Raw genomic sequence first — 23,214 nt, forward strand, 5'->3', positions numbered from 1 at the left:
ATAATTAAATCATGACAGGCTCAGTAATAGACAATGTAATTTTAGGGACTGCTGCCCTGGGTGGGATCTGGGGAAAGATTCGACCTGAGGAATCGGCTATTACCATTTTTACAGCCCTTGAACATGGGATTCAGGCAATAGATACCGCGCCGGCCTACGGCGATGCAGAAGATATATTAGGGAAAGTGCTCCGCCAGTGGGAAGGTAAACGCCCGCAAATCAGCACAAAAGTTGGGCGTAAGAAATGTTATGCAGTTGACGATGGTCACTATGATTTTACCCCTGATGGCATGTTAAGAAGTGTAGAAGATAGCTTAGAAACGCTCGGGATCCCTGAAATAGACATCCTTTTTCTTCACGATCCGGATGCCATTGTTCAAGCGGATATTGATGCCGTTTTAAAACAACTCGAATACTTTAAGCATGCTGGTTATGCCAAAAAGATTGGTTTAGGCGGAAATCCACCCGCGGCGCTTGAACCCTATCTTCAATCTGATCTGTTCGAAGTTATTATGGGCTTTAACCGGCTTAATGCCTGCAATATTGAGGCTTTGGATACCATCATTCCCTTTTGTGCACAAAATAATAAGGCCTATTACGCAGCCAGCCCCCTAAATATGGGGCTGCTGGGGGCTAAGTTTCCTGAATTTACGGCCTCTCCACCGTATTGGCTCGGTTTGGAAAGTGTAACACAGGCTAAAAAGATAAATGAGATCGCCAAAAAGTACCATATGCCCCTTCATGAACTTGCCCATCGCTTTCTTTTTACAATCGAAGGAAAATTTAAAGTGGTAATGGGGGCAACAGATAAAGAACAGTTAACAGACACATTGAGGGCAATAGAACAAGGCCGGTTGTCGCCGGAAGTATATACCGAGGTATTTAAAACGCTAAATCAACGATAGATGTATAATATAGATAACGAGATTTTTGATATAAAAAAGATTCGGATAAGAGTTTTAGAAAAGGTTAAAGCCATAACCCCATTTCAGGATGCAACTATGGGCCCCTTCCCGCATTATTCGATATCCATTATTACCATTGAGGATGTGGACGGAAATATTGGAGAGGCGCCCATATATAACAGCTATACCAATATATTAGAAACCTGCCTGTTTCCTATATTATTCCACAGTCAGGGCATGCCTTATCAGGAATTTTATCCAAAATTATACTGGTCTATCCGGAATGAAGGGTTTAAAGGCGCGGCTTCGGCTTTGCTGGGACAGATTGATATGGCGCTGTACGATTTGGCCGCCAGGCGAAAAAAAGTTCCTTTGCACCAATACATCGGGGGCCTTCGGGGCGATGTGAAAATGTATGGAAGCGGTGGCGGAACCAATTATAGCCTAAAACAATTAGAAACAGAAGCTGGCTTATTTATAGATGCCGGAGTTGACTGTTACAAAATGAAGGTTGGAAAGGATTTCGGTAAGAAATTGAAAGAAGATATTGAAAGGGTAAAATTTGTAAAAAGCCTCCTAGGTGATAAAGTTAAGCTGGCGGTAGATGCCAATCAAATCTGGTCGTGTGCCCAGGTGTTTAAGTTTATCGATGCCGTAGGAGAAGAAAATATCCATTGGCTGGAAGAACCGATTCATTCGGCCGCTTACGATCAGATCGAGATGCTTTGTGGAAAAACCTCCCTTACCATAGCTTATGGCGAGTCGGAGAGAACCTCAAAAATTTTCAGGACACTGGTGAATAGCGGAGTGAAACATTTGCAGCCTGTTCCCACGCAATTGGGGGGCATTAAAGAGTGGTTAGAAATAAGGGATCTTTGCGAAGCAGAAAAACTACAGTTTTCTTCAGGAGGGTATTCTTTGTATTCAACTTTCTTAATGACCACCGCCAATAATAATGCAATGATCGAATATTTGTATTCCATTATGTATGGACTGGAAAAATATTTTCTGCTTAAACCAGAATGGAAGAACGGCAGATTTTTCCTCCCTGAAATAGAAGGACTGCCGGTAAGAATTGACTGGGAATATTGTAAAAAAGAAAATAAGATCATTAGGGAGCAGTTATGGGAACAACAAGATGTTCCGAAATATGCGCCTGTGGTATCCATGTAAAAAAAGAACCCGACTGTGAGTTTATCATTCAACTATATAGATTATTTAATTTTAGGCCTTTACGCCCTTGTCTTATTTTTTGTTGGCTTTCGCTTTAGTAAAAAGGGAAAAAATGATGAAGATATTTTCTTAGGGGGGCGAAGCCTGAAATGGTGGCAGATCGGCTTTTCTATGTTTAGTGCAAATGCAGGCCCAATGATGTTAATTGGTTTTGCCGGCGTTGGTTTTTCACATGGCATTGTGGGCAGTAATTTCGAATTATTAGCCTGGATATTTTTAATGTTATTATCCATGGTCTTTCTGCCTTATTACCTTAAAGCCAAAATATCAACTATTCCACAGTTTTTAAAAATCCGTTTTGGTAACCGGTCTTATAACTTCCTGGTGATCTACAGCCTGATTTCGATACTGGTGGTGTGGCTTGGCAGTGCCCTTTATGCCGGAGGCCTGCTCATTTCTGGAGTATTTGATTGTTCGTTATTTACGGCAATTATCATCATCGCATTTGTAGCCACAAGTTTTACCGCCATTGGTGGCCTAAAGGCTGTGGTGCGTACCGGTATTTTTCAATCTATCATTATTATCATATCTTCTATAGTACTTACCTTTTTGGGTTTTCAGAAAATTGGAAGTATAGACGCATTGGTTGGCCAAACACCAGAATCCTATTGGAAACTTTTTCTGCCGGCATCACATCCCGAATATTCATGGGTTTCTATTGTTTTGGGCTACCCGGTTGTTGCTATTTATTACTGGTGTGCAGATCAGACCATTGTGCAAAAGATGTTAGCCGCTAAAAACCTAAAAGAAGGACAATATGGGGCTTTATTTATCGGTACACTTAAAATTATAATGCCCATCATATTTATTCTTCCAGGGGTGATGTGTTATGTATTATTTAAAGATTCGGCACAACCGGATACGGCTTATATCACCATGATCAAAAGGCTGATGCCGCATGGCCTGCTCGGCCTGAGTATTGCCGCATTGATTGCTGCATTAATTGATACGGTATCGTCGAGTTTAAACGCCTTCTGTACCGTTTTTACTTTAGATGTTGTTCCGCAGTTTACACCGCTTAATCAGAAACAGCAGATAAAAATGGGCAAATGGATTACCATTGTGGCCGCTATTGCCGGGGTGGGGATTGCCATGCTTTTCTCTTATTCGGGAAAAAACTTTTTTGAATTAAGCCAGGGCCTGGTTTCTATACTTTCGCCCCCATTGGCTGTGGTTTTTCTGGCCGGAATCATCTGGAAACGGGTGAACAGCATCTCTGTAGAAACTGTGCTTTACGGTGGAGGCCTGCTCTGTTTACTTTTGGGTACCTGCCACGTATTAAATTATCCGTACAAAGGATACTGGCCCCATTTTTTGCTATTATCATTTTATATATTTATAGCGCTAAGTGTTGCCATTGTGGTGTTAACCTTAATTACAAAGCCACCAGTGGTACAGGTACAGCCATCACTTCTTGAAACGAAACATCAGGTGGCCGATAGCACGAAACCAATATGGTTAATGTGGCTCGGCCTGGCGGTGATCATAGTTTTAATTTATTTACTTTTCAACTAAATCAACATGAAAAATAGCGTTCTTCTGTTTGTATGCATAATTTTTGGATGTACCTTGCTGGGCTGCGGTTTGGCAGGCAATGAAGGTAAAGCGGATGAATATGCCGAAAAAGTATTTGTTGTGAATACCGTTGATAATCAAAAAAAACTGAAGGAATACTTACAGTACCACAAGAATATATGGCCAGAGGTAGAGGGGGGATTTAAAAAAGCTGGATTTAAAAGTATCAGTCTCTACCGTTTTAACGACCTTATTGTGATGCGGGTTACCTTTCCGAAAGGTGCTGATCTGAATAAAATGAGCCAGTTGTCAGAATCTTTTAGTCCCCGCTGCGCCGAATGGAATAAATTAATGAATAATTATCAGAAGGGCGTTAACGGTACTTTGCCAGGGCAGAAATGGGTGGAGGTTATTCCTTTTTATAAGTTCAGTAACTAATTAAGCGCTGATTTTATATTGTTTAACAAATTCTCTTGGCGATAAGCCTTTTACATCTTTAAAGTGTTTGTTGAAATTGGAAATGTTATTATAACCACTCTGGTAACAGGTTTCGGTTACATTATAATTGCCTTCCATTAACAATTTGGCGGCGTGCCCAACCCTTATTTCTTTAATAAACTCTACTAAAGTGCGGTTGGTTTTTTGTTTAAAGAACCTGCAGAAGGCACCTGTAGACATGGGTACAATATCGGCCACATCGTTTAATGAAATATCTTTCTTAAAGTTTTTAAATATATAATCGAAAACGCGGTTAATCTTGTTTGCCTCGTTAGAGGTTTCAACAATACTGAATGATGGCGAGGAGAGTGTTTTATAAGAATCAGATCCGGCAAGCACATCTAAAAGCTGCAGCATTAAACCCGCCCGGTAAAGGCCTGTTTCAAACAACATCTCGTTCATGATGGTTTTAACTCTTGCAATGGTTGTGTCTGTAAATAAAATACCTTTTGCCGCATTTTTAAAAAGTTCGTTCAAACCAGCTGCCTCAGGTTTGGTTAAGAGTTCCTTCCCCAGGAAATCAGGGAAAAAATGTAACACAATTACCTTAGGCTGCAAACCAGGGTCTACAGTGCTGTAATATTGCCAGCAATGTGGCAAATAACTTCCCAAAAGAACGAGCTCTGTTCCGCTGAAGTCTTCAATATGATCGCCTACAAAACGTTTTCCACAGCAATTTTCGATCAGGGCGATTTCAAAATTAACATGTGATTTTAATGAGGCGTATTTTTTTATTTCCAGTATTTCCGAACGTACCGTAAAGGACTGATCGGGCGGAAAAGTGAAGTTCTCATAAATATACTGCATGCTGGTTAGTTTTTTTTGGTCAACCGAGAGCGTTTGGTGTATTAAATATACCCTAATATTTTCGCGAAAATAAGCAAATGCAAAAAAAACATCAGAAATAATCAAATTAATGGTAGTTGCGTCAGGTTATTCTCCTGAGTTTAGCCGCAAGAGGGAAAATCGTTGAAACTAATATTCAAAAGCATAATTATGGTGAAACTGGCGGAATCCTGCTAGCAATTTTACAAAAAAATTAATCCCGGCGACCGTTTATGTCAATGCAGCGGGATGAAATACTGCCTGCCTGCATTTTTAATTTAGCCGATAAGATCATATTGCTGAACTTCAGGATTCATCTACTTCTTTCTAACTTAACCAAACACATGATGAAAAGAGCAAAAAATACCTACACTACCGATGAGAACATCATAGAAAGTGCTATGCCTGCAGGAATAAGTATCAGTAGAAATTTATCTATTGACCAGCTGGAAGCTTTAAGAGAAGGGCAGTTAGTCACCGACGAAAAGGGGATGTCTGCCATTTTATTGAATGTGGAGATTAAAAGCCACCTAACCGAAAAACATGTATACCTCAAACTTTCCTCTTGTCCGAAAACGATTCTCATTATCAAATAACCATTTAACGATTGTTGTAAGTATTGAGCCTGGAAGCTCCGCTTAGATTTTCCGCTGGAGCGCTTTTCTATTTTATTAACACGCTTAAGGCCAATAAAAAGACCATTTTACAGGCTTTAATTTTTTTATTGAAATGTGGTAAAATGTTATAAATTTGTAATATGTATGAACATATGAACAAAATATCTCAGTTGGATCATGATAGTAAAGTACCACTGCATTATCAGGCAGAAGAGCAATTGAGAAAATTAATTCAGCTTCCTGAGTTTAGTAATGGAGAGTTATTTCCAAAAGAAACGGATTTGGCCATGCGATGGGGAATCTCCAGAAATACACTCCGACAGGCCATCAACAACCTGGTAAACGAGGGATTACTGGAACGGAAAAAGCGAGTGGGAACAAGGGTTACACAACGAAAAATAACGACTAACCTAACGAACTGGATGAGTTTCACACATGAAATGGAAGATATGGGATTGATTTTTAAAAATCTCGTACTCGATGTGCAGAAAAAAAAGGCCAGTGAAGAAGTATCAAAATATTTGCAGATCGAAGCCGATACCGATGTAATCTGTCTTAAACGTATCCGCAGTATTGATGAAAGTCCGATGGTGTGTTTCGAATCTTACTTTCATCCCCGTATCGGGCTCTCTGAAGATGAAGATTTTAAAAAGCCTTTATACGACCTACTGGATATGGACCACAATATTGTTCCCATGTATTCTCAGGAAGAAATAAAGGCGATCGCTGCTACAGCGGAAATAGCCGATCTGCTGGGCATAAAAAAGGGTTTACCTGTGCTGGAAAGGAAAAGATTGGTGCTCGATGCAGGCAGAAAGCCCATAGAGTACAATATCTGCTACTACCGTAACGATTGGTTTACCTATAGTATTGAAATTAAGCGTTCGGTGTAAAAATGGCAAACCATCAAAAATTTGGGATCGATGTAGGCGGAAGTCATGTCACAATAAGTGTCATTGATGTAAATAACCCATTGCAAACATCCTCGGCTCTGGTACGAAAAGATCTTGACGCATTCGATACAGGATTTAACATTGTAGCCACGATTGGTAAGGGGATCAGGGAAGTGATGACGAAAGCGGGGATTGTGCCTGATGCGGTTGGAATTGCTTTTCCGGGGCCTTTTAATTATGAGAAAGGGGTGAGCACCATAGCCGGCGTAGGCGGGAAATTTGAACATACATTCGGAATTCATCTGCAACAGGCATTAGCAGATTATACAGGTTTAACCCATACAGCATTTGTTTTTTCAAATGATGCACATTGTTTTGCTGAAGGAACTTATAACCGCCATCAACTGAATAGTAAAAAAACGGTGTTTTTAACATTGGGGACGGGTTTTGGCTCTGCATTTATGGAGAACGGAACACTGCTTACCCAACATCCGGCATTGCCTGCTTCGGGCGCTTTTTACGATCAGAATTTTTTAGATGCCAAAGCTGATGATTATTTTTCTGTGCGCTGGTTCCTGAATGAATACAAAACATTAAGTGGTAGAGAAGCAACATCCGTTAAAGATATTGCCTTCATGAACAGTGAACTTTCACTTTCTATTTTCGAGCAGTTCGGCACCAATTTAAGCGCTTTTTTACATAGCTGGTTAGCGCACTTCGAATGTGATGAATTGGTTATCGGCGGCAATATTGCAAAAGCCAGTTCACTATTTCTTACACCACTAAAAGAAGGCTTAAAGCACCTGAATAAAGCAATAAAAATTACTTTCTGCAATGATACCGAGGAATGTATTTTAACCGGAGCAGCTGTTATTGCAGGCAAAAAAACAAATATTTACATGGATACTGATCAGAAATTAAAAAGAAAAACAACTCAACCCGTTTTACCACTAAAAGCAGTTGTAACCAATCATTCGGGCTACGAAGTTTTTCCGTCATTTCATTCCGATGCCGGGGTTTACGCAGGTTTTGATACCCTTGCTGATAAAATAGATCAGGAAAAAACCATCATCATCGACGGGTTTGAAGGTGTTTTATGGGAGGAGTTCAGGACACAGTTACATGCATATTTGCTTTCGAAAAACAGAAAAGTATTTTGGTACGATATCAATTCTTGTCTCAAACCTACTGCGGAGATCGATGCGATGGTAAGCGCCAATTTAAATGGAACTGATCCGGTTTTTGGGAATAAATATCAGGGCAGTCTGTCTGATTTTTTTGATCTGCAGAAACTGGAAATGTTGCAGCCCGATCCATCAGTTGACCTGTGTATCCTCTATGGAACCGGCGCCGAACTGGCTAATTGGAAAGGATTATTGCTATATGTTGATGTGCCCAAAAATGAAATTCAATATAGAATGAGGGCTGGTGCAGCAAAAAATATGGGCTGTACAGAGTTGGCTGATCAGACGCAAATGTACAAACGGGCTTATTTTGTAGACTGGCCTGTATTGAATAAACATAAAGAACAGTTGCTTTCCAAAATGGATGTGATTGTTGATGAACAGCGCGTGACTGAAATTACATGGATGTGCGGTGATGATTTCAGAAATACTTTACATCAAATGCTCAAGCAGCCGCTTCGCGCACGACCTTGGTTTGAGGCCGGTATTTGGGGCGGGAACTGGATGAAAAAGCACATTAAAGGACTTAACGAGGAGGAAATAAACTACGCCTGGTCTTTTGAACTGATTACGCCTGAAAATGGAATTGTGATCGAGGGCAATCAATATCTACTCGAAGTATCATTCGATTTTCTGTTATTTTATAATAATGAGAAACTTTTGGGAAAAGCAGCCCGAAGGTTTGGAACAGAATTTCCGATCCGTTTTGATTTTCTGGATACCTATGACGGCGGCAATCTTTCAATTCAATGCCATCCGCGTACAGCTTATATCAAAGAGAATTTTGGCGAAAATTTCACACAGGATGAAACCTATTATATCCTGGATTGTGAGCCTGATGCCGATGTTTATTTGGGTTTTCAGGAAGATATTAATCCGGATGAATTTAAAACGGCCTTACTGGACGCACAAAATAAAGGCATCGAAATGGATGCCGAAAAATATGTGCAGAAATTTAAGGCCAACAAGCATGATCTCTTTCTCATTCCAAATGGAACTGTTCATGCATCGGGAAAGAATAATATGGTACTGGAGATCAGCAGTACGCCATACATCTTCACTTTCAAAATGTACGATTGGTTGCGACTGGGCTTAAATGGCAAACCCCGTCCAATTAATATAGAACACGCTTTTAAGAACCTTTATTTTGACCGAAAAGGCGATTATGTTTCGCAGGAGCTAATTTCTAAACAACAGGTAGCAACCGAATGGGATAATGGAAGGAAGTTATCACTTTCAACCCATCAGGAACATTTTTATGCGGTAGATCGATACGAGTTTGTTGGAGAAACGGTTATTAGCACCAATGGCCAATGTCATATTTGCATGCTGGTTGAAGGGGAAGCGGTAACAGTTATTACAGGCAATACAACCAGCCAGTTCAGCTACGCCGAAACTTTTGTCATACCTGCAGCCATAAGCCAGTATACCGTTCGGTACCAGGGAGTGCAAAAAGCCTTTTTGGTTGTGGCGTATGTAAAAGAAGATTGTTGTTGAAAGCTAACCAAATCATCAATTAAAAAAACAACCAAATAACCAAACCATTATGAGAAAACAAGGAGCAAATTATTTTATCTTCCTAATCACGCTTATTGCGGCATTAGGTGGTTTTTTATTCGGCTTTGATATGGCCGTGGTCAGCGGTATCATCGAGCCTTTAAAGTCGCAATATGGATTGTCGTCCGCACAGGAAGGATTATTTGTATCCTGCGCTTTATTGGGCTGCATTGTGGGGGTATCCTTTTCGGGTTACCTCAGCGATAAAGTTGGCAGAAGAAAAGTCTTGTTTTTGGCTGCCATATTATTTTTAGTGAGTGCGGTTGGTTTTGCATTTTCAGTAGCTTATCCTGTATTAATTTTCTTCCGGGTGCTGGCCGGTATGGGGGTGGGTGTGGCTTCTAATGTATCGCCACTGTATATTTCTGAAGTAGCCCCTTCACAAAAGAGAGGTCGTTTAGTCGTTTTTTATCAGCTGGCCATAACCATAGGTATTTTAGCAGCTTATATCAGCAATTTATTCTTGCAACGTTACGCCACTGTCCATGCGGGTGCCGGCGAGGGTATATTACACTGGTTATTTGTAGAAAATGTTTGGCGTGGAATGTTTATTGTTGGGGTTGTTCCGGCAGCTGCATTTTGTTTGTTATTGTTAATTGTGCCCGAAAGCCCAAGATGGTTGGTGCAATATGGCAGAAATGAAGAGGCTTTAAACACGCTGATCAAAATAAACGGAGCGGAAACAGGCCGTTTAGAACTCGATTCCATTAAAGAAATGGCCAGTCAAAAATCGGGTGGTTATAAAGAGCTGATGCGTTTGCCTTTAAGTAAACTGCTCGCACTGGCTACCATTCTTACGGCCTTATCACAGTTTAGTGGAATTAATGGCGTTATTTTTTATGGCCCGACCATTTTAAAATCAGCAGGTATTGTAACCAGCGACGCGCTGTTTTACCAGGTCATATTAGGATCGGCCAATGTGCTGTTTACTTTTATTGCCATTTCAAAAGTAGATACCTGGGGACGCAGGCCTTTATACATCATCGGTTCATTGTGTGCAGCAGGTGCTTTGGCTTTAACGGGTTTTTGCTTTTTAATGGACATCACCGGATGGTTCATGTTATTTAGTATTATTCTGTTTCTCCTGTTCTTCGCGTTCTCACTAGGTCCGTTAAAATTTGTAATCTCTACAGAAATATTCCCCACGCACATCAGAGGGACAGCTTTATCGATGTGTATTATGACCATGTGGGTTTCAGATTGGGTTGTCAACATGTTATTCCCAATCATGAGGGATGGCCTGGGTATTGCAACTACCTTTTTCATCTTCTCGTTCTTCTGTATCCTGTCCTTCTTGTATGCCAAGAAAAAGTTGTTTGAAACCAAAGGGAAAAGTCTGGAAGAAATTGAAAAAGCCTGGAATTCGGAAGTAAAATAGATCATGAAGATACAATTCTATTATCCGCGCTGGGGTTCTGAAAATATCAATTGGGATCAGTTTTGCCATGATGTAAAAGAGGCAGGATACGACGGTGTTGAAGCTCCTGTTCCTGAAAATTCAGATGAGCAAAACATCATGATCACTGCACTGAAAAAATATAAGCTGCTTTTGATTGCGCAGTATTATCAATCTTTCGAAAAGGATTTTGAAAAACATAAAGCTAACTATACAAAATATTTACGCTTTTATGCTTCGCTACAACCAGTAAAGATAAACGCACAAACGGGAAAGGATTATTTCAGTTTTGAGCAGAATGCCGAACTGTTTGCTATTGCAGATGCAGTAACTCACGAAACCGGGATTACCACATGTCATGAAACGCATCGTAATAAAGCATTGTTTGCCGCTCATATAACGCATGATTTTTTAAAAAAACTTCCTGATTTAAAAATAACAGCCGATTTTTCTCATTGGTGTAATGTAGCCGAGAGTTTATTGGAAGATCAGGAAGAGGCCCTTGCTTTGGCGTGTAAACAGGTTGAACATCTCCATTCGAGAATAGGTCATTCACAAAGTGCACAAGTAATAGATCCACGGCTGCCAGAGTTTAAAGCCGAGTTAAATGCCCATTTTAACTGGTGGGATGCCATTGTAAAAGCGTATCATGATAATAAAAAAGAGGTGTTAACCATCACCACTGAATTTGGTCCTGCTCCATACATGGTTCATTTACCCGCTACCAATATGCCGATAGCCAATCAGTGGGATATCAATTTGTATATGATGCAGTTACTAAAGGAGAGATATTGTAAATAGTTGATTTTAAGCTTTAAGAAAAATAATATGGAAAAGGTAAATCTCCATCTGTCTAATGATCTGGCCGATTATAGCCATCCAATCGCCAATATGTTTGTTCAACCAAAATCTGCAAAAGAATGGGAGCAATACATGTTGTCTGATGAACAGGTGGCTGCTTTTAAAAAAGATGGTTTCATCAAAGGGATTAAAATTCTGTCTGAAGAACAGGTAAATCTGCTTAATGCAGAGCTGATTAAATTACAGTCCTTAAATGAAGCCGATAAAAAACTATTTTATCACTATGAAAGCAACGAATCAGAAGATCCGGACAAAGTACTTTTTCATGCCATTGGCGCCTGGCGTTTAACGCCTGGCTTTCACGATTTATTATGGGCACCTGCCTTTCGCATGGCTGCTTATCAGTTGTTGGGGCAATCTTTTAGGATTTTTCATGATCAATTGTTCTGCAAGCCGGCTAAACATGGCGGCGTAGTGGCCTGGCATCAGGATTTTTCGTACTGGACGTTCACCAAACCCATGCATCACCTTACCTGCTGGATCGGATTGGATGATGCCAATACCGAAAATGGCTGCCTTTATTTTGTTCCCGGAAGTCATAAATGGGGACTGCTCCCGATTACCGGTTTAACAGGTGATATGGACGCCGTGAGAACGATATTAAATAAAGAACAATTGGAGGCATTTGAAAAACGGGTACCTAATGAACTGCCAAAGGGTTACGCCAGTTTTCATCACCCCCTGATGATGCATGGCTCTTATGCCAATACTGCTAATCGACCAAGAAGAGCAACAGTGCTGAATACAATGAGTGCGCATACGCTTGGAAACACTGCGGGGTACCACAGGCAGGAAGCCTTAAGCAGCTTTCCGCCAATGCCCCAGGATCAACAGCTTGATGGTAAATTTTTCCCCCTTTTATTTGATGGAGATAAAGAATTAGCAGCTTTCGGAAAAGCAATCCCTAAAGTGGATTATAAGGAGTTATACGATTACGATACCCAATAATTCGAACGATACTTTTCCCTTAAAAATGAAATTTTATATACCACATCTAAATCAATCAGATATGTTTTTAAATAACTTTTACGGCAGTCTTAAAAATGCAATGCTGTTACTGATCATTACCCTGTTTGCGCAAACAGCATTGGCGCAGAAAGAAGTGCCCTATTTTGGGAAAATCAACTGGATCAACGGTTTTGCAAAAGAAATAAGTGGCGAAAACATCACTTACTTTTCGGCTTTTCCGGATTATGCCACCAGTGCTTTGTTAACCCGGGCTACTGATGGAAAGAAAACCATCGAATGGGAAACCGCTAAAATCCCGCAAAACAGTAAAGGTGATTATGTTTATTTCAGTTGGGTAGCCGCACATTCTACGGCTACCAGTAGCGGTAACCGCAATTTTGATTTATATGTTAACGATCAGAAATTATTAACCTTTACTACACTACCAGGAAATAAGACACCCGATTGGATTTCCAAGGCAGAAGATGGTTCTGCATTGGTTTTTCAACAAACCAAAAGAGATGGTGCCAATGATGCCCACGGGCTGGCTTTCTTACGTTTGCCTGCGAGTAAGGTAAAACCGGGACAGGCGATACGGATTAAAGTGATTGGTCAGGCGCAAAATAGCAATGATTGGTACATGACCTTCAAATTTTCATTCGAAGAAAAAGTGGATATTAATCCCATGCCTTTTCTATTGAAAAATGGAAAACAGCCTATTGTATTAACCGCTTTGCATTTTGGAAAAGATGAACAACTTAAGGTTAAAGTAAATAATAGCGAATCTTATGCTTTCGTGATAAAAGATGGTGTAAACAATTTTGATATCCCTGTAAATGCCGTAAAAAAGGATGACAGTGTTCGGATTTTGGCCGTTTCGGCTGGAAAAACATTGGTTAATAAGTTTATCGCTGTAAAACCGGTTGTTTATCGCGAATTAAATTTCATACACCACTCCCATACCGATATTGGTTACTCGCACCTCCAACCTGAGGTTTTAAAAATTCACCTTAAAAATATTGATGATGCTTTGGCGATGATCGAAAAAACGAAAGATTATCCTGTGGAAGCCAAATTCAAATGGAATATAGAATCGTTATGGGCAGTCGAAAATTATTTGAAACAGGCCTCACCAACACAAAAGGAAAAATTTGTTAAAGCCGTAAAAGAGGGAAGTATTTGTTTATCGGCTTTGTATGCCAATATTCTTACGGGTTTAAGCCAGCCTGAAGAAATGTTTCACTACACAGATTATGCCGCTCAACTCAGAAAAGAATTTGGTTTCGAAATTAACAGTGCCATGATTTCGGATATCCCGGGTTTTGCCTGGTCTACAGTAACCGCTTTATCCAAAGGAGGAGTAAAATATTTTTCGAGCGGGCCAAATTTTATGGGCGAAGATCACCCTTACCTGGGCGATAGGGCAGGATATTTTGTAAAAGCCTGGGGCGATAAACCGGTATGGTGGACATCACCCTCAGGAGAAGAAAAAGTATTATTCTGGACGGGTGCCAAAGGCTATTCCTCCTGGCATGGAACAGCCATAGGTGGCGTATTTGATCGCGGACCAAAAAAAATAGCAGCCTATTTACAAGAGCTTACCGCCAAAAATTATCCTTATGAAACAGTACAATGGAGGTACAATATTGTGGCAGATAATGGACCAATTGATACCGGAGTTTCCGATTTTGTAAAACAATGGAATGAAAAATATGCTTCTCCAAAAATTGTACTCAATACAACCGAAAAACTTTTTGAAACTTTTGAAAAGCGATACGGAGCGCAGATCCCAACAGTTAAAGGAGATATTAGTCCCTACTGGGAAGATGGGGCGGTTTCTACCGCTTCTGAAGAAGGAAAAAACAGAACCAATAGTTTGCATTTGCAGCAATTAACAACATTGTATTCGATGTTAAACGCCAAGCAATACAATGCGCAGCAGTTTTACGAGGCCTGGACGAATATTATCATGTTTCATGAGCATACCTGGGGCGCGCACAACAGCATCACCGAGCCTGATGTACCATTTGTTACCGAACAATGGCGCATTAAAAAACAATTTATGCTCGATGGAGATGCGCAGATTAATAATTTGGAAGAAAATTTATTGCAACCATTAACCGATTCAAAGTCTAAAAAAATTGCGGTATTCAATACTTCATCCTGGAAAAGGACCGGACCGGTCGTACTATCGGGAACCATAGCAGGGCGATCAGTAAAAGATGCGGCAGGCAATAAAAAACCTTTACAAAAACTAAGTAACGGAAACTATGTGTTTATGGCCGATGTACCCGCTTTAGGTACCGCGACTTATGAAATTTCTAATGACGCGCCAAGTAGCTCAGCAAGTCAATTTACTGTTGCCGAAAATTCGATCTCGAATGGGAAAATTGGATTTACCTGGGACAAAATCAATGGCAGTATTACAGGACTAAAAACAGAAAATAATTTCAATTATGTTGGTGGTTTTAGCAATCAGGGATTAAACAGCTATTGGTATGTGCCGGGCATGAATCCACAAGAGGCCGTAAGTAATGGGAAGGTGCAGGTAAAAGTGATGGAGAACGGGCCGGTGCTGACCAAGGTGTCGATTATTTCGGATGCACCGGGCGCGAATAAACTGGAAAGAACATTGTCTTTATTCGCGGGGAGCGATGCCCTGTTGATCGAGAATATTTTAGATAAAAAATCAGTTCGTTCTAAAGAAGCCGTTCACTTCGGTTATCCCTTTGATGCCGCGCTAACCGAAACAACTATCGATGCCGGTTATGGCACCATGCGTTATTTAAAAGATCAGTTGCCAGGTTCGAATATGGATTATCTGTATGGCCGCAGATGGCTGGATGTATCAAAAGCCGATAAAGGGATACAATGGATGTTACTCGAAATGCCTTTGATAGAACCAGGAAATATGATTGATGAAAGGCAGACCATGCCACCGAAGCATAAAGAATGGAAAAAAGAAGGGCAACCCACTTCAACCTGGTTTAGTTATGTGATGAACAATTATTGGCATACCAATTACAAGGCTGATCAGGAAGGAGCAGTTCATTTTAAATATGCTTTACGCCCACACAATATGGTGAATGATGTTGAAATGGAAAAAGCTGCAGCCGAGTTTACGCAGCCTTTAATTGCCGTGCCAGTTAAAAAGGAGCAAACACTCCCGGCAACACTTTTCGAATTAAGCAATCCAAAAATTGTGGTGACCAGCATTACACCAAATGCAGATGGAACATATGTAGTGCGTTTGTTTAATCCGGAACAAGCTGTTCAGCAAACACAATTTGTGTGGAAATCATTGCAGCCAAAATCTTTTATCGAAATGAAATCAGGAGAGAACAGGTCAGCTACTACTAAAGTGAATATGGCCGCTATGGGCGTTTCGGAATTCTTATTAATCAAATAGATTTAGATCGGGGCATCATATGAAAAGATATCAATCAGGAGGAAATCACAAAAGCATAAACTGGAATTATAACTATGAATAAAGAATCATGAAAGTTATTAAGCTGTTTTTTTTATTGTTGTTAGGTAATAGCATGGCTTTTGCGCAAAGTTATGCCCCTGAATTTAAAAATAACTGGACAAAGCCACCTGTTCATATCCCAAATCATGTTTCTATTGATGCCCCTTTAATGGGAAATGGAGATGTGGAAATGAGTGTGGGGTATCAGACCAATCAGTTACGTTATTATGTATCGAAAAATGATTTTTGGAGGTTAAAATCACAATCGGATAATTTGTCCGGACCGCGTGTAGCCGGTTTTGTTGATCTTAATATTGAAGGTTTTGATGGCGCCGGTTTTTCTGCTGAACAAGGCCTCAAGAATGGTGTTACGACTTGCCTGCTTCATAAAAACGGGCAAAAAATTGAAATAAAATCATGGGTATCGGCAACTGATAATTTAATATTTATTGAACTCAATGCGATTAATAAAGCCGCAAAAGTCTCCATTAAGCTAACAGTGCCTGAATCTCCACATGCGAAACTAAAAAGCGGTAAGGTAAATGATACTTACTGGCTTACCCGTGCATTTGTCGACAGTGTAGATATCGCTACTGAAGTGGCTATTGCCTTAAAATCTATCAATTATACTGACAGTAACCTTGTAATACAGCCTGGGAAAAAAATGATTGTTGCCCTGGCTGTTGAAAGCAGGTTCAAAAAGAAAGAACCGCTGGGATATGTGCTCGGTCGAATCAAAAAAATCAATAAAAATGCTACGGTAACCTTGATGCAGCAGCATAATCAATGGTGGGATCAGTACTGGAATAAATCGGTCGTTTCTCTGGAAGATACTGTACTGATGAAAGCTTATTATCAGGGACTTTACACCATGGCTGCCTGCAGTCGTGATCCAAAATTTCCACCGGGAATATTTGGCTGGACAACTACCGATAAACCAGCCTGGAATGGGGATTATCATTTGAATTATAATTTTCAGGCCCCGTTTTACGCCCTGTATTCTGCCAACCGTTTAGCACAAGGAAAACCACATGATGCGCCGCTGATTGATTTTATGCAAAGAGGTGCATGGTATGCCAAAAATATAACACATACAAGGGGTATTTTATATCCTGTAGGCATTGGTCCGCTTGGAATCGAAGTAACCCGTAATCACCCTGCTCACCTAAACAGCAAAGATGAGGAACAGGGAGGTTTGTTCTTAGGTCAACGCTCTAATGCAGCTTATGGATTAATAAACATGGCACAACAGTGGCGCTGTACTTATGATGCGAATTACGGTAAAAAGATATATCCCTACGCACTTGCGGTTGTGAATTTCTGGGAGGATTATCTAAAGTCTGAAAATGGAAGATATGTCATCTATGGAGATGCAATTCATGAAGGTTCCGGAAATGATAAAAACCCGGTTTTATCGCTCGGGTTGATCCGGAATGCCCTGAACCTCATTATTGACCTGAGTTCTACATTGAAAATAGATGAAAACAAACAGGCAAAGTGGAAAGAAATTTTAGCCAAACTGAGTGCTTTTCCGGTTCAAATGCGGGAAGGAAAAAAGGTTTTCCGTTATACCGAAGTAGGTACGGCCTGGTGGAACGACAATGGTTTAGGTATACAACATATTTATCCGGCGAATGCAATTACCCTTGATAGCAGTGAAGAATTACTCACCGTTTCCAGAAATACTATCGGAGAAATGAAACGCTGGCAGGACAATAATACATCGAGTAGTTTTTTTGTAGCCGCCATTAGGGTAGGATATGATCGCGAAGTGATTCTGAACGAACTGCATCGATACGCTTTGCACACGCATCCAAACGGCTTCCAGTTAAACAATCCGCATGGTATAGAAAACAGTTGTACGGTAGCCAATGCAATCAATGAAATGTTTTGTATGAGCGCAGGAAATAACATTCGTTTGTTTAACGGCTTCCCCAAAAATAGGCAGGCAAGTTTTAAAAATATCAGAACATGGGGTGCTTTCTTGGTTTCCGCAAGTTTAAAGAATGAAATTATTGCTGACGTTAAAATTGTAAGTGAAAAAGGAAGGCTTTGTAACATCGTCAATCCATGGACTGATCACAAAGTACAATTGGTCAGAAATGGTAAAAAGGCTGAAATAATTGAAGGCGCTCAACTTTCTTTTAAAACAGCCGTAAATGAAACTGTAGAATTGAAATTTTTATGATAAAGAAGCTAAAGGCACTTTTTATTCTTGTCCTGCTCACTTCGGGATTAGCTGCACAAGAGCAGAAAACGGTGAATTCAAAAGTGACTGATGTATGGGTCGTATTTAAAACGCATTTTGATCTGGGCTTTACCGATTTACCTGAAAATGTTTTTAAACGCTACCGTGAAGAAATGATGGATAATGCGTTGAGTGTAATAGAAAAAAACACTGGAAACGGAAAACAGTTTGCCTGGACGGTACCTGGCTGGCCTTTGTATGCCCAAATTCTGGGGCCTTTACAAACTCCGGAACGTAAAGCTAGGATAGAGAAAGCAATTAAAGCAGGCTCAATTGTAGCTCATGGACTCCCGTTTAGTACGCATACAGAGTCATTAGATTATGAGGATTTAGTTCGAGGTCTTGGTTATTCATCCAAAATTTCACGCACCTATGGGATTCCCTTAACCATTAGTGCAAAAATGACCGATGTGCCCAGCCATTCCTGGGTATTGCCAACTTTATTAAGCCATGCTGGTATAAAATTTTTGCAGTTGGGCTGTAATCCCGCCAGTCAGTATCCGCGCTTTCCGGAACTTTTCTGGTGGGAAGGAGCTGATGGTTCAAAGATATTGTGCAACTATACCGCTTTATACGGATCGGATATTAAACCAACAAAAGACTGGCCCAGCAAAAATTATTTAGCCATGCAAATGACAGGTGATAACCATGGCCCGCCTAATGAGCAAGATATCGCCAGATTGTTAGCTTACGCAAAAAAGGAAATGCCAGGGATAAAGATCCATTTTGGAACCCTCGATGATTTTGCCAAAGCTGTTTTAGCTGAAAAACCAAACCTGCCTACGGTCAAAGGGGATACACCAGACACCTGGATTCATGGATTACTTTCAAATCCTCAGGAAACCAAAATTGCACGCAATATTCGTCCATTAGAATCAGCACTCGACGGACTGCATACACAAATGGGGATCTGGGGCATACCTGCTGGATCCATTTCCGAAAAACTGGCCAAAAGCTATGAGCAGAGTCTTTTATATGCCGAACATACCTGGGGTATGAATGCTGAATATGGTCCGCGTTATAGCTATGGTGAGGACTGGAAAAAGTGGATGGCGGAAGTTGCTGCAGAGCCTGTTCCTGAAAATGGAGATTATTCAAAACTGAAAAATAGCGACGCGCATAATACCAAAGTGGGGAGTAAAAGAAAGTGGCTGAATTCTTATGATGTAAAACGTCAGTATATCCTCAACACAAATGACATCGTAAGCGGCGAGTTAAAGACCCATCTCGATTTACTGGCGAATGCGGTGAATATAAAAGGAAAACGCATGACGGTATACAACCCACTGTCATGGGCCCGATCCGGAATGGTTGCGAATCCCTGGAATCCAGGGGAATCTATTTTTGTGAAAGATGTGCCTGCAGGAGGATATGTTTCCATATCAGCCTCAGAAATGAAAAAAGAAACCATTTCTACTGATGAAAAAACGTCGTTCAGTACGCCCTATTTCAACGTAGTTTTTGATTTAAAAAGAGGAGGCATATCGTCATTAATAGAAAAAAAGACAGGTCGTGAATTAGTTGATCAATCTTCAAAATATGTTGTAGGTCAGTTTTTACACGAACGCTTCAGTACAAATGAAGTAGATCAATGGTTTAATGCCTACAGCAGGATAAAAGACGGCTGGGGTTTAAATGATTTGGGAAAACCCGGCATGCTTAATGCTCAAAAAGCACCTTATGTTGCATTTACGCCAGATGACTGGAAAATCATAGTATCTCATGCTGACCTGGCCGATATTGCGACCCTGACCGTTTCTGATACAAAAGGTTTTGCCGGTAAATACACCTTAACATTTACCTTTCCCCGAAATGCGGCTTATGTAGATGTTGAATGGTCGGTTAATGCTAAAACACCAGACAAACAACCTGAAGGTGGCTGGCTTTGTTTCCCTTTTGCGGTTAAGGAACCGACATTTACGGTAGGGCGTTTGGGTGGTCCGGTAAATCCGGCAAGAGATATTATTTCGAGCACCAATAGTTATTTGATGGCTGTAAATTCTGGCGTTTCAATTACACAGACAGATCAGTCGGGAGTTGCCCTATCGCCAATGGATTCTCCTTTGATTAGTCTGGGCGAACCTGGGTTATGGAAATTTTCCCTGACTCATGTACCAAAGATTCCATCCATATTTGTCAACATTTATAATAACATGTGGAATACTAATTTTCCATTATGGCAGGAAGGTTCATGGACTGAACGGGTTCGCATATGGGCAATTGATCAGCATACACCAACCGTTCCAAATCTCACCCGAAATTCATGGGAGGCTCGTTTGCCCCTGTTAACGGGAGTTGCAAGCGGAGAAGCAGGGAAGCTACCCTTAAAAAATCAGGGCATAACAATTTCAAGGGCAAGTGTTTTAGTAACCGCCTTTGGCGAAAATCCTGATGGTAAGGGAACGCTTTTGCGCTTGTGGGAACAGGGAGGTATTTCGGGCAATGTCATCGTTACTTTACCGAACAGATCAAATTACACAAGTGCAATACCTGTAAATCTTCGTGGCGAAATAACCGGTAAGCCAATCCCTGTAAAAGGGGGCAGGCTGACCTTTCCGTTAAAAGCGTATGCACCTGCCAGCTTTATTTTGAAACCGGATTTTCATGAAAGGAAAGCCACAGTAGCCACTGCCATCAACCAGTAACAAGGGTTGTTTATTAATTAAAAATTAACCAATTGCATACATGAAAAAAATAACCACTATTTTTTTAATCTTCTTTATACCATTTCTGAGCACCTCGGCACAGCAGATCAGTCTAAAAAGCGAAGGTTTGAGCCTTAATTTGTCTGCTAAAGGACAAATAACTGCACTGTCGAACCCTGTTTCAGGTAAAAATTACCTCGCCACTGGCGAAAAAGCACCATTATTACAAATCCGGGTAGGCAAGGAGTGGTATCAGCCCGCTGAAGCTACTTTTAAATCGGGCATAATTACGTTCGTTTATCAGCCTGTAAAAGTTACAGTTCAGGTTAAAGTAGCCCAAAAGAAAACACACCTCACTTTTGAGTTGCTGAAAATGGAGGAGAAGGATAAAGTAAATGCAGTGGTTTGGGGATCTTACCCAACCATTATCAACAAAACGATTGGTGAAGTGGTCGGGGTGGTGCGCGATGGGGAATACGCTATCGGCATCCAGGCTTTAAATCCAAAAACAGTTGGCGGTGTTTTAAATAATGATGAAGGTGCCAATGAATTACGCGGTTCAACTGCGATTGCACAATCTTATGGAAGTAGTTTGCAGGCATTTAGTTTGGATCGTTCGAAAGATCGAAAAATTACCGTTTGGGGCCGCCCCGAAATGCCTGTAAAGGCCATTCCAAACGAAACCACCATAGGTTCTAAAATCGCTCTTTTTGGATGTGCTGAGCCACAGGTTTTATCACGCATTGGCGCAATTGAGGTAGCAGAAGGTCTTCCTCATGCACTGATTAATGGCGTTTGGTTCAAACAATCGCCCGAGACCGGAAGCGCCTATCTGATCTCTGATTTTAATGAAAAAACAGTCGATGCCATGCTGGATTATACGCAGCAGGCCGGTTTGGCTTCATTGTATCACGAGGGGCCCTTTAAATCATGGGGGCATTTTATTTTGGATGCTAATGCTTTTCCAAACGGACTAGCGGGGATGAAAGCCTGTGTGGATAAAGCCAGTAAAAAAGGTTTAAGAATTGGGGTACATACCCTGAGCACTTTTATTAATACCAACGACCCTTATGTAACACCAATTCCCGATAAACGTCTTTCCATAACAGGTTCATCGGTTTTGACTGAAAATATAAGTGCAACTGCAAATGAAATCCCGGTTTTATCTGATCAATATTTTAAAAATATAAAATCCAGTACGTTACATGCGGTAAAAATCGGAGATGAAATCATTCGTTTTAGAGAGGTTTCGGCAGCGGCGCCATATAAATTATTGGATTGCCAGCGGGGCATGTATGGTACAAAAGCTGTTGATCATCCAAAAGGTGAAACGGCCGGTATGCTGTTCGATTATCCATATAATACTTTGTTTCCTAATTTCGAATTACAACAGGAAATCGCGGGGAATCTGAGTCGTTTCTTTAATGAAACTGGTGTTTCTCATATGGATTTTGATGGCCATGAAGGTTGTTTATCGGCAGGTGAAGGTGAATATGGGATGCAGGTTTTTGCCGATAAAGTAATTAAGGATACCAAACAGACTTTGGTAAATGGCACAAGCCGCTCTTACCACTACTACTGGCATCTTTGTCATTACTGGAATTGGGGAGAGCCCTGGTATGGTGGATTCCGCGAATCTCAGGGCGATTACCGTTTAGAAAACCAGCCTTTTCTTGAGCGTAATTACATGCCCAATATGTTGGGATGGTTTTTACTTTCATCAACAACTACCGAAGAGGATATTGAATGGATGATGGCCCGTGCTGCGGGTTATCATGCAGGTTTTGCATTGGTAGCCCGATATAAAAGCCTTCAAACCAACCCGAATACGGGCAAGTTACTTGCATTGGTTAAACTTTGGCAGGAAGCCTACAGGTCGAACATTTTCTCTGCTGAACAGACTGCCCGATTGAAAAAACCGGAAAACGATTTTCATCTTGAAAAAGTAAATAACAGCTGGAAACTGTATCCCTTTAAGAAATACAAATTTGAACATGAGAAGAAAAACCTTCAACCGGGCGAGCCTACTTTTTCTCAATGGGAATTTACAAACAAAGAAGCAGAACAGCCGCTTAATTTTACCTTAACCTTTATGGGTAAAGAAGGAAAAATCAGCAATCCCTGGTTAGAATTAGATGGTTATTTTAAAATGGAATTACCTGGCGACTACGAAGCGGGAAGTTCATTGGTTTGTGATGGAACCAGCATCAAGTTGTATAACAAGAAAGGTGCTTTTATGAAGAATATTGCTTTAAAACAAACGATTCCTGTGCTAAAAGCTGGAAAACACATGATAAAATTTGATTGCCAGTTTACGGAAGATCAAGAATTAACCAATCGATTTATTATTAAAACCATAGGCAACCCGGAAATCATTTCGAAATAAATAATTTTTAATCAGCTGGTTCAAAAACTAAAAA

The 23,214-nt window shown here is 40.6% G+C and carries 15 protein-coding genes; 14 read left to right on the forward strand and 1 reads right to left on the reverse strand.

What is annotated here, in order from left to right; genetic code table 11:
• Positions 1 to 11: 11 nt before the first annotated feature.
• The 4 genes from AC07YT_RS22100 to AC07YT_RS22115 are packed head-to-tail and all read left to right on the forward strand — an operon-like array spanning position 12 to position 4,091.
• Positions 12 to 905, forward strand: a complete 894-nt coding sequence (locus AC07YT_RS22100; RefSeq protein ID WP_086544873.1) for an aldo/keto reductase — start codon at positions 12 to 14, stop codon at positions 903 to 905.
• On the forward strand, positions 906 to 2,078 hold the full coding sequence (locus AC07YT_RS22105) for an enolase C-terminal domain-like protein (RefSeq protein ID WP_086544874.1): 1,173 nt from the start codon (positions 906 to 908) through the stop codon (positions 2,076 to 2,078).
• Positions 2,079 to 2,093: 15 nt separating this feature from the next.
• Entirely contained in the window at positions 2,094 to 3,653 is a 1,560-nt protein-coding gene (locus tag AC07YT_RS22110) for a sodium:solute symporter family transporter (protein ID WP_145954185.1), read from the forward strand.
• A 6-nt stretch (positions 3,654 to 3,659) separates the two neighbouring features.
• Positions 3,660 to 4,091: an L-rhamnose mutarotase gene (locus tag AC07YT_RS22115; protein WP_086544876.1), complete on the forward strand. Its 432-nt coding sequence runs from the start codon at positions 3,660 to 3,662 to the stop codon at positions 4,089 to 4,091.
• Here AC07YT_RS22115 and AC07YT_RS22120 read toward each other — a convergent pair whose 3' ends face one another.
• Positions 4,092 to 4,958: an AraC family transcriptional regulator gene (locus AC07YT_RS22120; RefSeq protein WP_145954186.1), complete on the reverse strand. Its 867-nt coding sequence runs from the start codon at positions 4,956 to 4,958 to the stop codon at positions 4,092 to 4,094. It abuts the gene before it with no gap.
• A 365-nt stretch (positions 4,959 to 5,323) separates the two neighbouring features.
• Here AC07YT_RS22120 and AC07YT_RS22125 point away from each other — a divergent pair, with 365 nt between their 5' ends.
• The 10 genes from AC07YT_RS22125 to AC07YT_RS22170 all read left to right on the forward strand — a co-directional run bounded on the left by AC07YT_RS22125 (position 5,324) and on the right by AC07YT_RS22170 (position 23,180).
• Positions 5,324 to 5,572 carry a hypothetical protein gene (locus AC07YT_RS22125; RefSeq protein WP_494945528.1) on the forward strand — a complete coding sequence of 83 codons (249 nt, stop codon included), beginning with the start codon at positions 5,324 to 5,326 and terminating at the stop codon, positions 5,570 to 5,572.
• A gap of 173 nt (positions 5,573 to 5,745) precedes the next feature.
• A complete protein-coding gene (locus tag AC07YT_RS22130; RefSeq protein ID WP_086549220.1) occupies positions 5,746 to 6,486 on the forward strand; it encodes a GntR family transcriptional regulator in 741 nt (246 codons plus the stop codon).
• A 2-nt stretch (positions 6,487 to 6,488) separates the two neighbouring features.
• Entirely contained in the window at positions 6,489 to 9,167 is a 2,679-nt protein-coding gene (locus AC07YT_RS22135) for an ROK family protein (RefSeq protein WP_086544879.1), read from the forward strand.
• 46 nt (positions 9,168 to 9,213) lie between these two features.
• Entirely contained in the window at positions 9,214 to 10,605 is a 1,392-nt protein-coding gene (locus AC07YT_RS22140) for a sugar porter family MFS transporter (RefSeq protein WP_494945533.1), read from the forward strand.
• 3 nt (positions 10,606 to 10,608) lie between these two features.
• A complete protein-coding gene (locus AC07YT_RS22145; RefSeq protein WP_086544881.1) occupies positions 10,609 to 11,424 on the forward strand; it encodes a xylose isomerase in 816 nt (271 codons plus the stop codon).
• 27 nt (positions 11,425 to 11,451) lie between these two features.
• Positions 11,452 to 12,432: a phytanoyl-CoA dioxygenase family protein gene (locus AC07YT_RS22150; protein WP_086544882.1), complete on the forward strand. Its 981-nt coding sequence runs from the start codon at positions 11,452 to 11,454 to the stop codon at positions 12,430 to 12,432.
• 61 nt (positions 12,433 to 12,493) lie between these two features.
• Positions 12,494 to 15,841, forward strand: a complete 3,348-nt coding sequence (locus AC07YT_RS22155; RefSeq protein ID WP_494945529.1) for a glycoside hydrolase family 38 N-terminal domain-containing protein — start codon at positions 12,494 to 12,496, stop codon at positions 15,839 to 15,841.
• An 88-nt stretch (positions 15,842 to 15,929) separates the two neighbouring features.
• Positions 15,930 to 18,089: a glycosyl hydrolase family 95 catalytic domain-containing protein gene (locus AC07YT_RS22160; RefSeq protein ID WP_086544883.1), complete on the forward strand. Its 2,160-nt coding sequence runs from the start codon at positions 15,930 to 15,932 to the stop codon at positions 18,087 to 18,089.
• The gene (locus AC07YT_RS22165) at positions 18,086 to 20,794 is read left to right on the forward strand and encodes a glycoside hydrolase family 38 N-terminal domain-containing protein (protein WP_086544884.1); all 2,709 of its coding nucleotides are present in this window, start codon (positions 18,086 to 18,088) and stop codon (positions 20,792 to 20,794) included. Before AC07YT_RS22160 ends, AC07YT_RS22165 begins: the two co-directional genes overlap by 4 nt.
• Positions 20,795 to 20,834: 40 nt before the next feature.
• The gene (locus tag AC07YT_RS22170) at positions 20,835 to 23,180 is read left to right on the forward strand and encodes an alpha-amylase family protein (protein WP_086544885.1); all 2,346 of its coding nucleotides are present in this window, start codon (positions 20,835 to 20,837) and stop codon (positions 23,178 to 23,180) included.
• The last annotated feature ends 34 nt before the right edge of the window (positions 23,181 to 23,214 follow it).

The organism is Pedobacter sp. GW460-11-11-14-TSB4, from assembly GCF_059423705.1.

Bases quoted from the DNA above. Each gene is read 5' to 3' on its own strand.
- AC07YT_RS22100 (WP_086544873.1), top strand. From the start codon at position 12: ATGACAGGCTCAGTAATAGACAATGTAATTTTAGGGACTGCTGCCCTG.
- AC07YT_RS22120 (WP_145954186.1), bottom strand. From the start codon at position 4,958: ATGCAGTATATTTATGAGAACTTCACTTTTCCGCCCGATCAGTCCTTT.
- AC07YT_RS22160 (WP_086544883.1), top strand. From the start codon at position 15,930: ATGAAAGTTATTAAGCTGTTTTTTTTATTGTTGTTAGGTAATAGCATG.
- AC07YT_RS22135 (WP_086544879.1), top strand. From the start codon at position 6,489: ATGGCAAACCATCAAAAATTTGGGATCGATGTAGGCGGAAGTCATGTC.
- AC07YT_RS22170 (WP_086544885.1), top strand. From the start codon at position 20,835: ATGAAAAAAATAACCACTATTTTTTTAATCTTCTTTATACCATTTCTG.
- AC07YT_RS22115 (WP_086544876.1), top strand. From the start codon at position 3,660: ATGAAAAATAGCGTTCTTCTGTTTGTATGCATAATTTTTGGATGTACC.
- AC07YT_RS22155 (WP_494945529.1), top strand. From the start codon at position 12,494: ATGTTTTTAAATAACTTTTACGGCAGTCTTAAAAATGCAATGCTGTTA.
- AC07YT_RS22150 (WP_086544882.1), top strand. From the start codon at position 11,452: ATGGAAAAGGTAAATCTCCATCTGTCTAATGATCTGGCCGATTATAGC.
- AC07YT_RS22125 (WP_494945528.1), top strand. From the start codon at position 5,324: ATGAAAAGAGCAAAAAATACCTACACTACCGATGAGAACATCATAGAA.
- AC07YT_RS22165 (WP_086544884.1), top strand. From the start codon at position 18,086: ATGATAAAGAAGCTAAAGGCACTTTTTATTCTTGTCCTGCTCACTTCG.
- AC07YT_RS22105 (WP_086544874.1), top strand. From the start codon at position 906: ATGTATAATATAGATAACGAGATTTTTGATATAAAAAAGATTCGGATA.
- AC07YT_RS22130 (WP_086549220.1), top strand. From the start codon at position 5,746: ATGAACAAAATATCTCAGTTGGATCATGATAGTAAAGTACCACTGCAT.
- AC07YT_RS22145 (WP_086544881.1), top strand. From the start codon at position 10,609: ATGAAGATACAATTCTATTATCCGCGCTGGGGTTCTGAAAATATCAAT.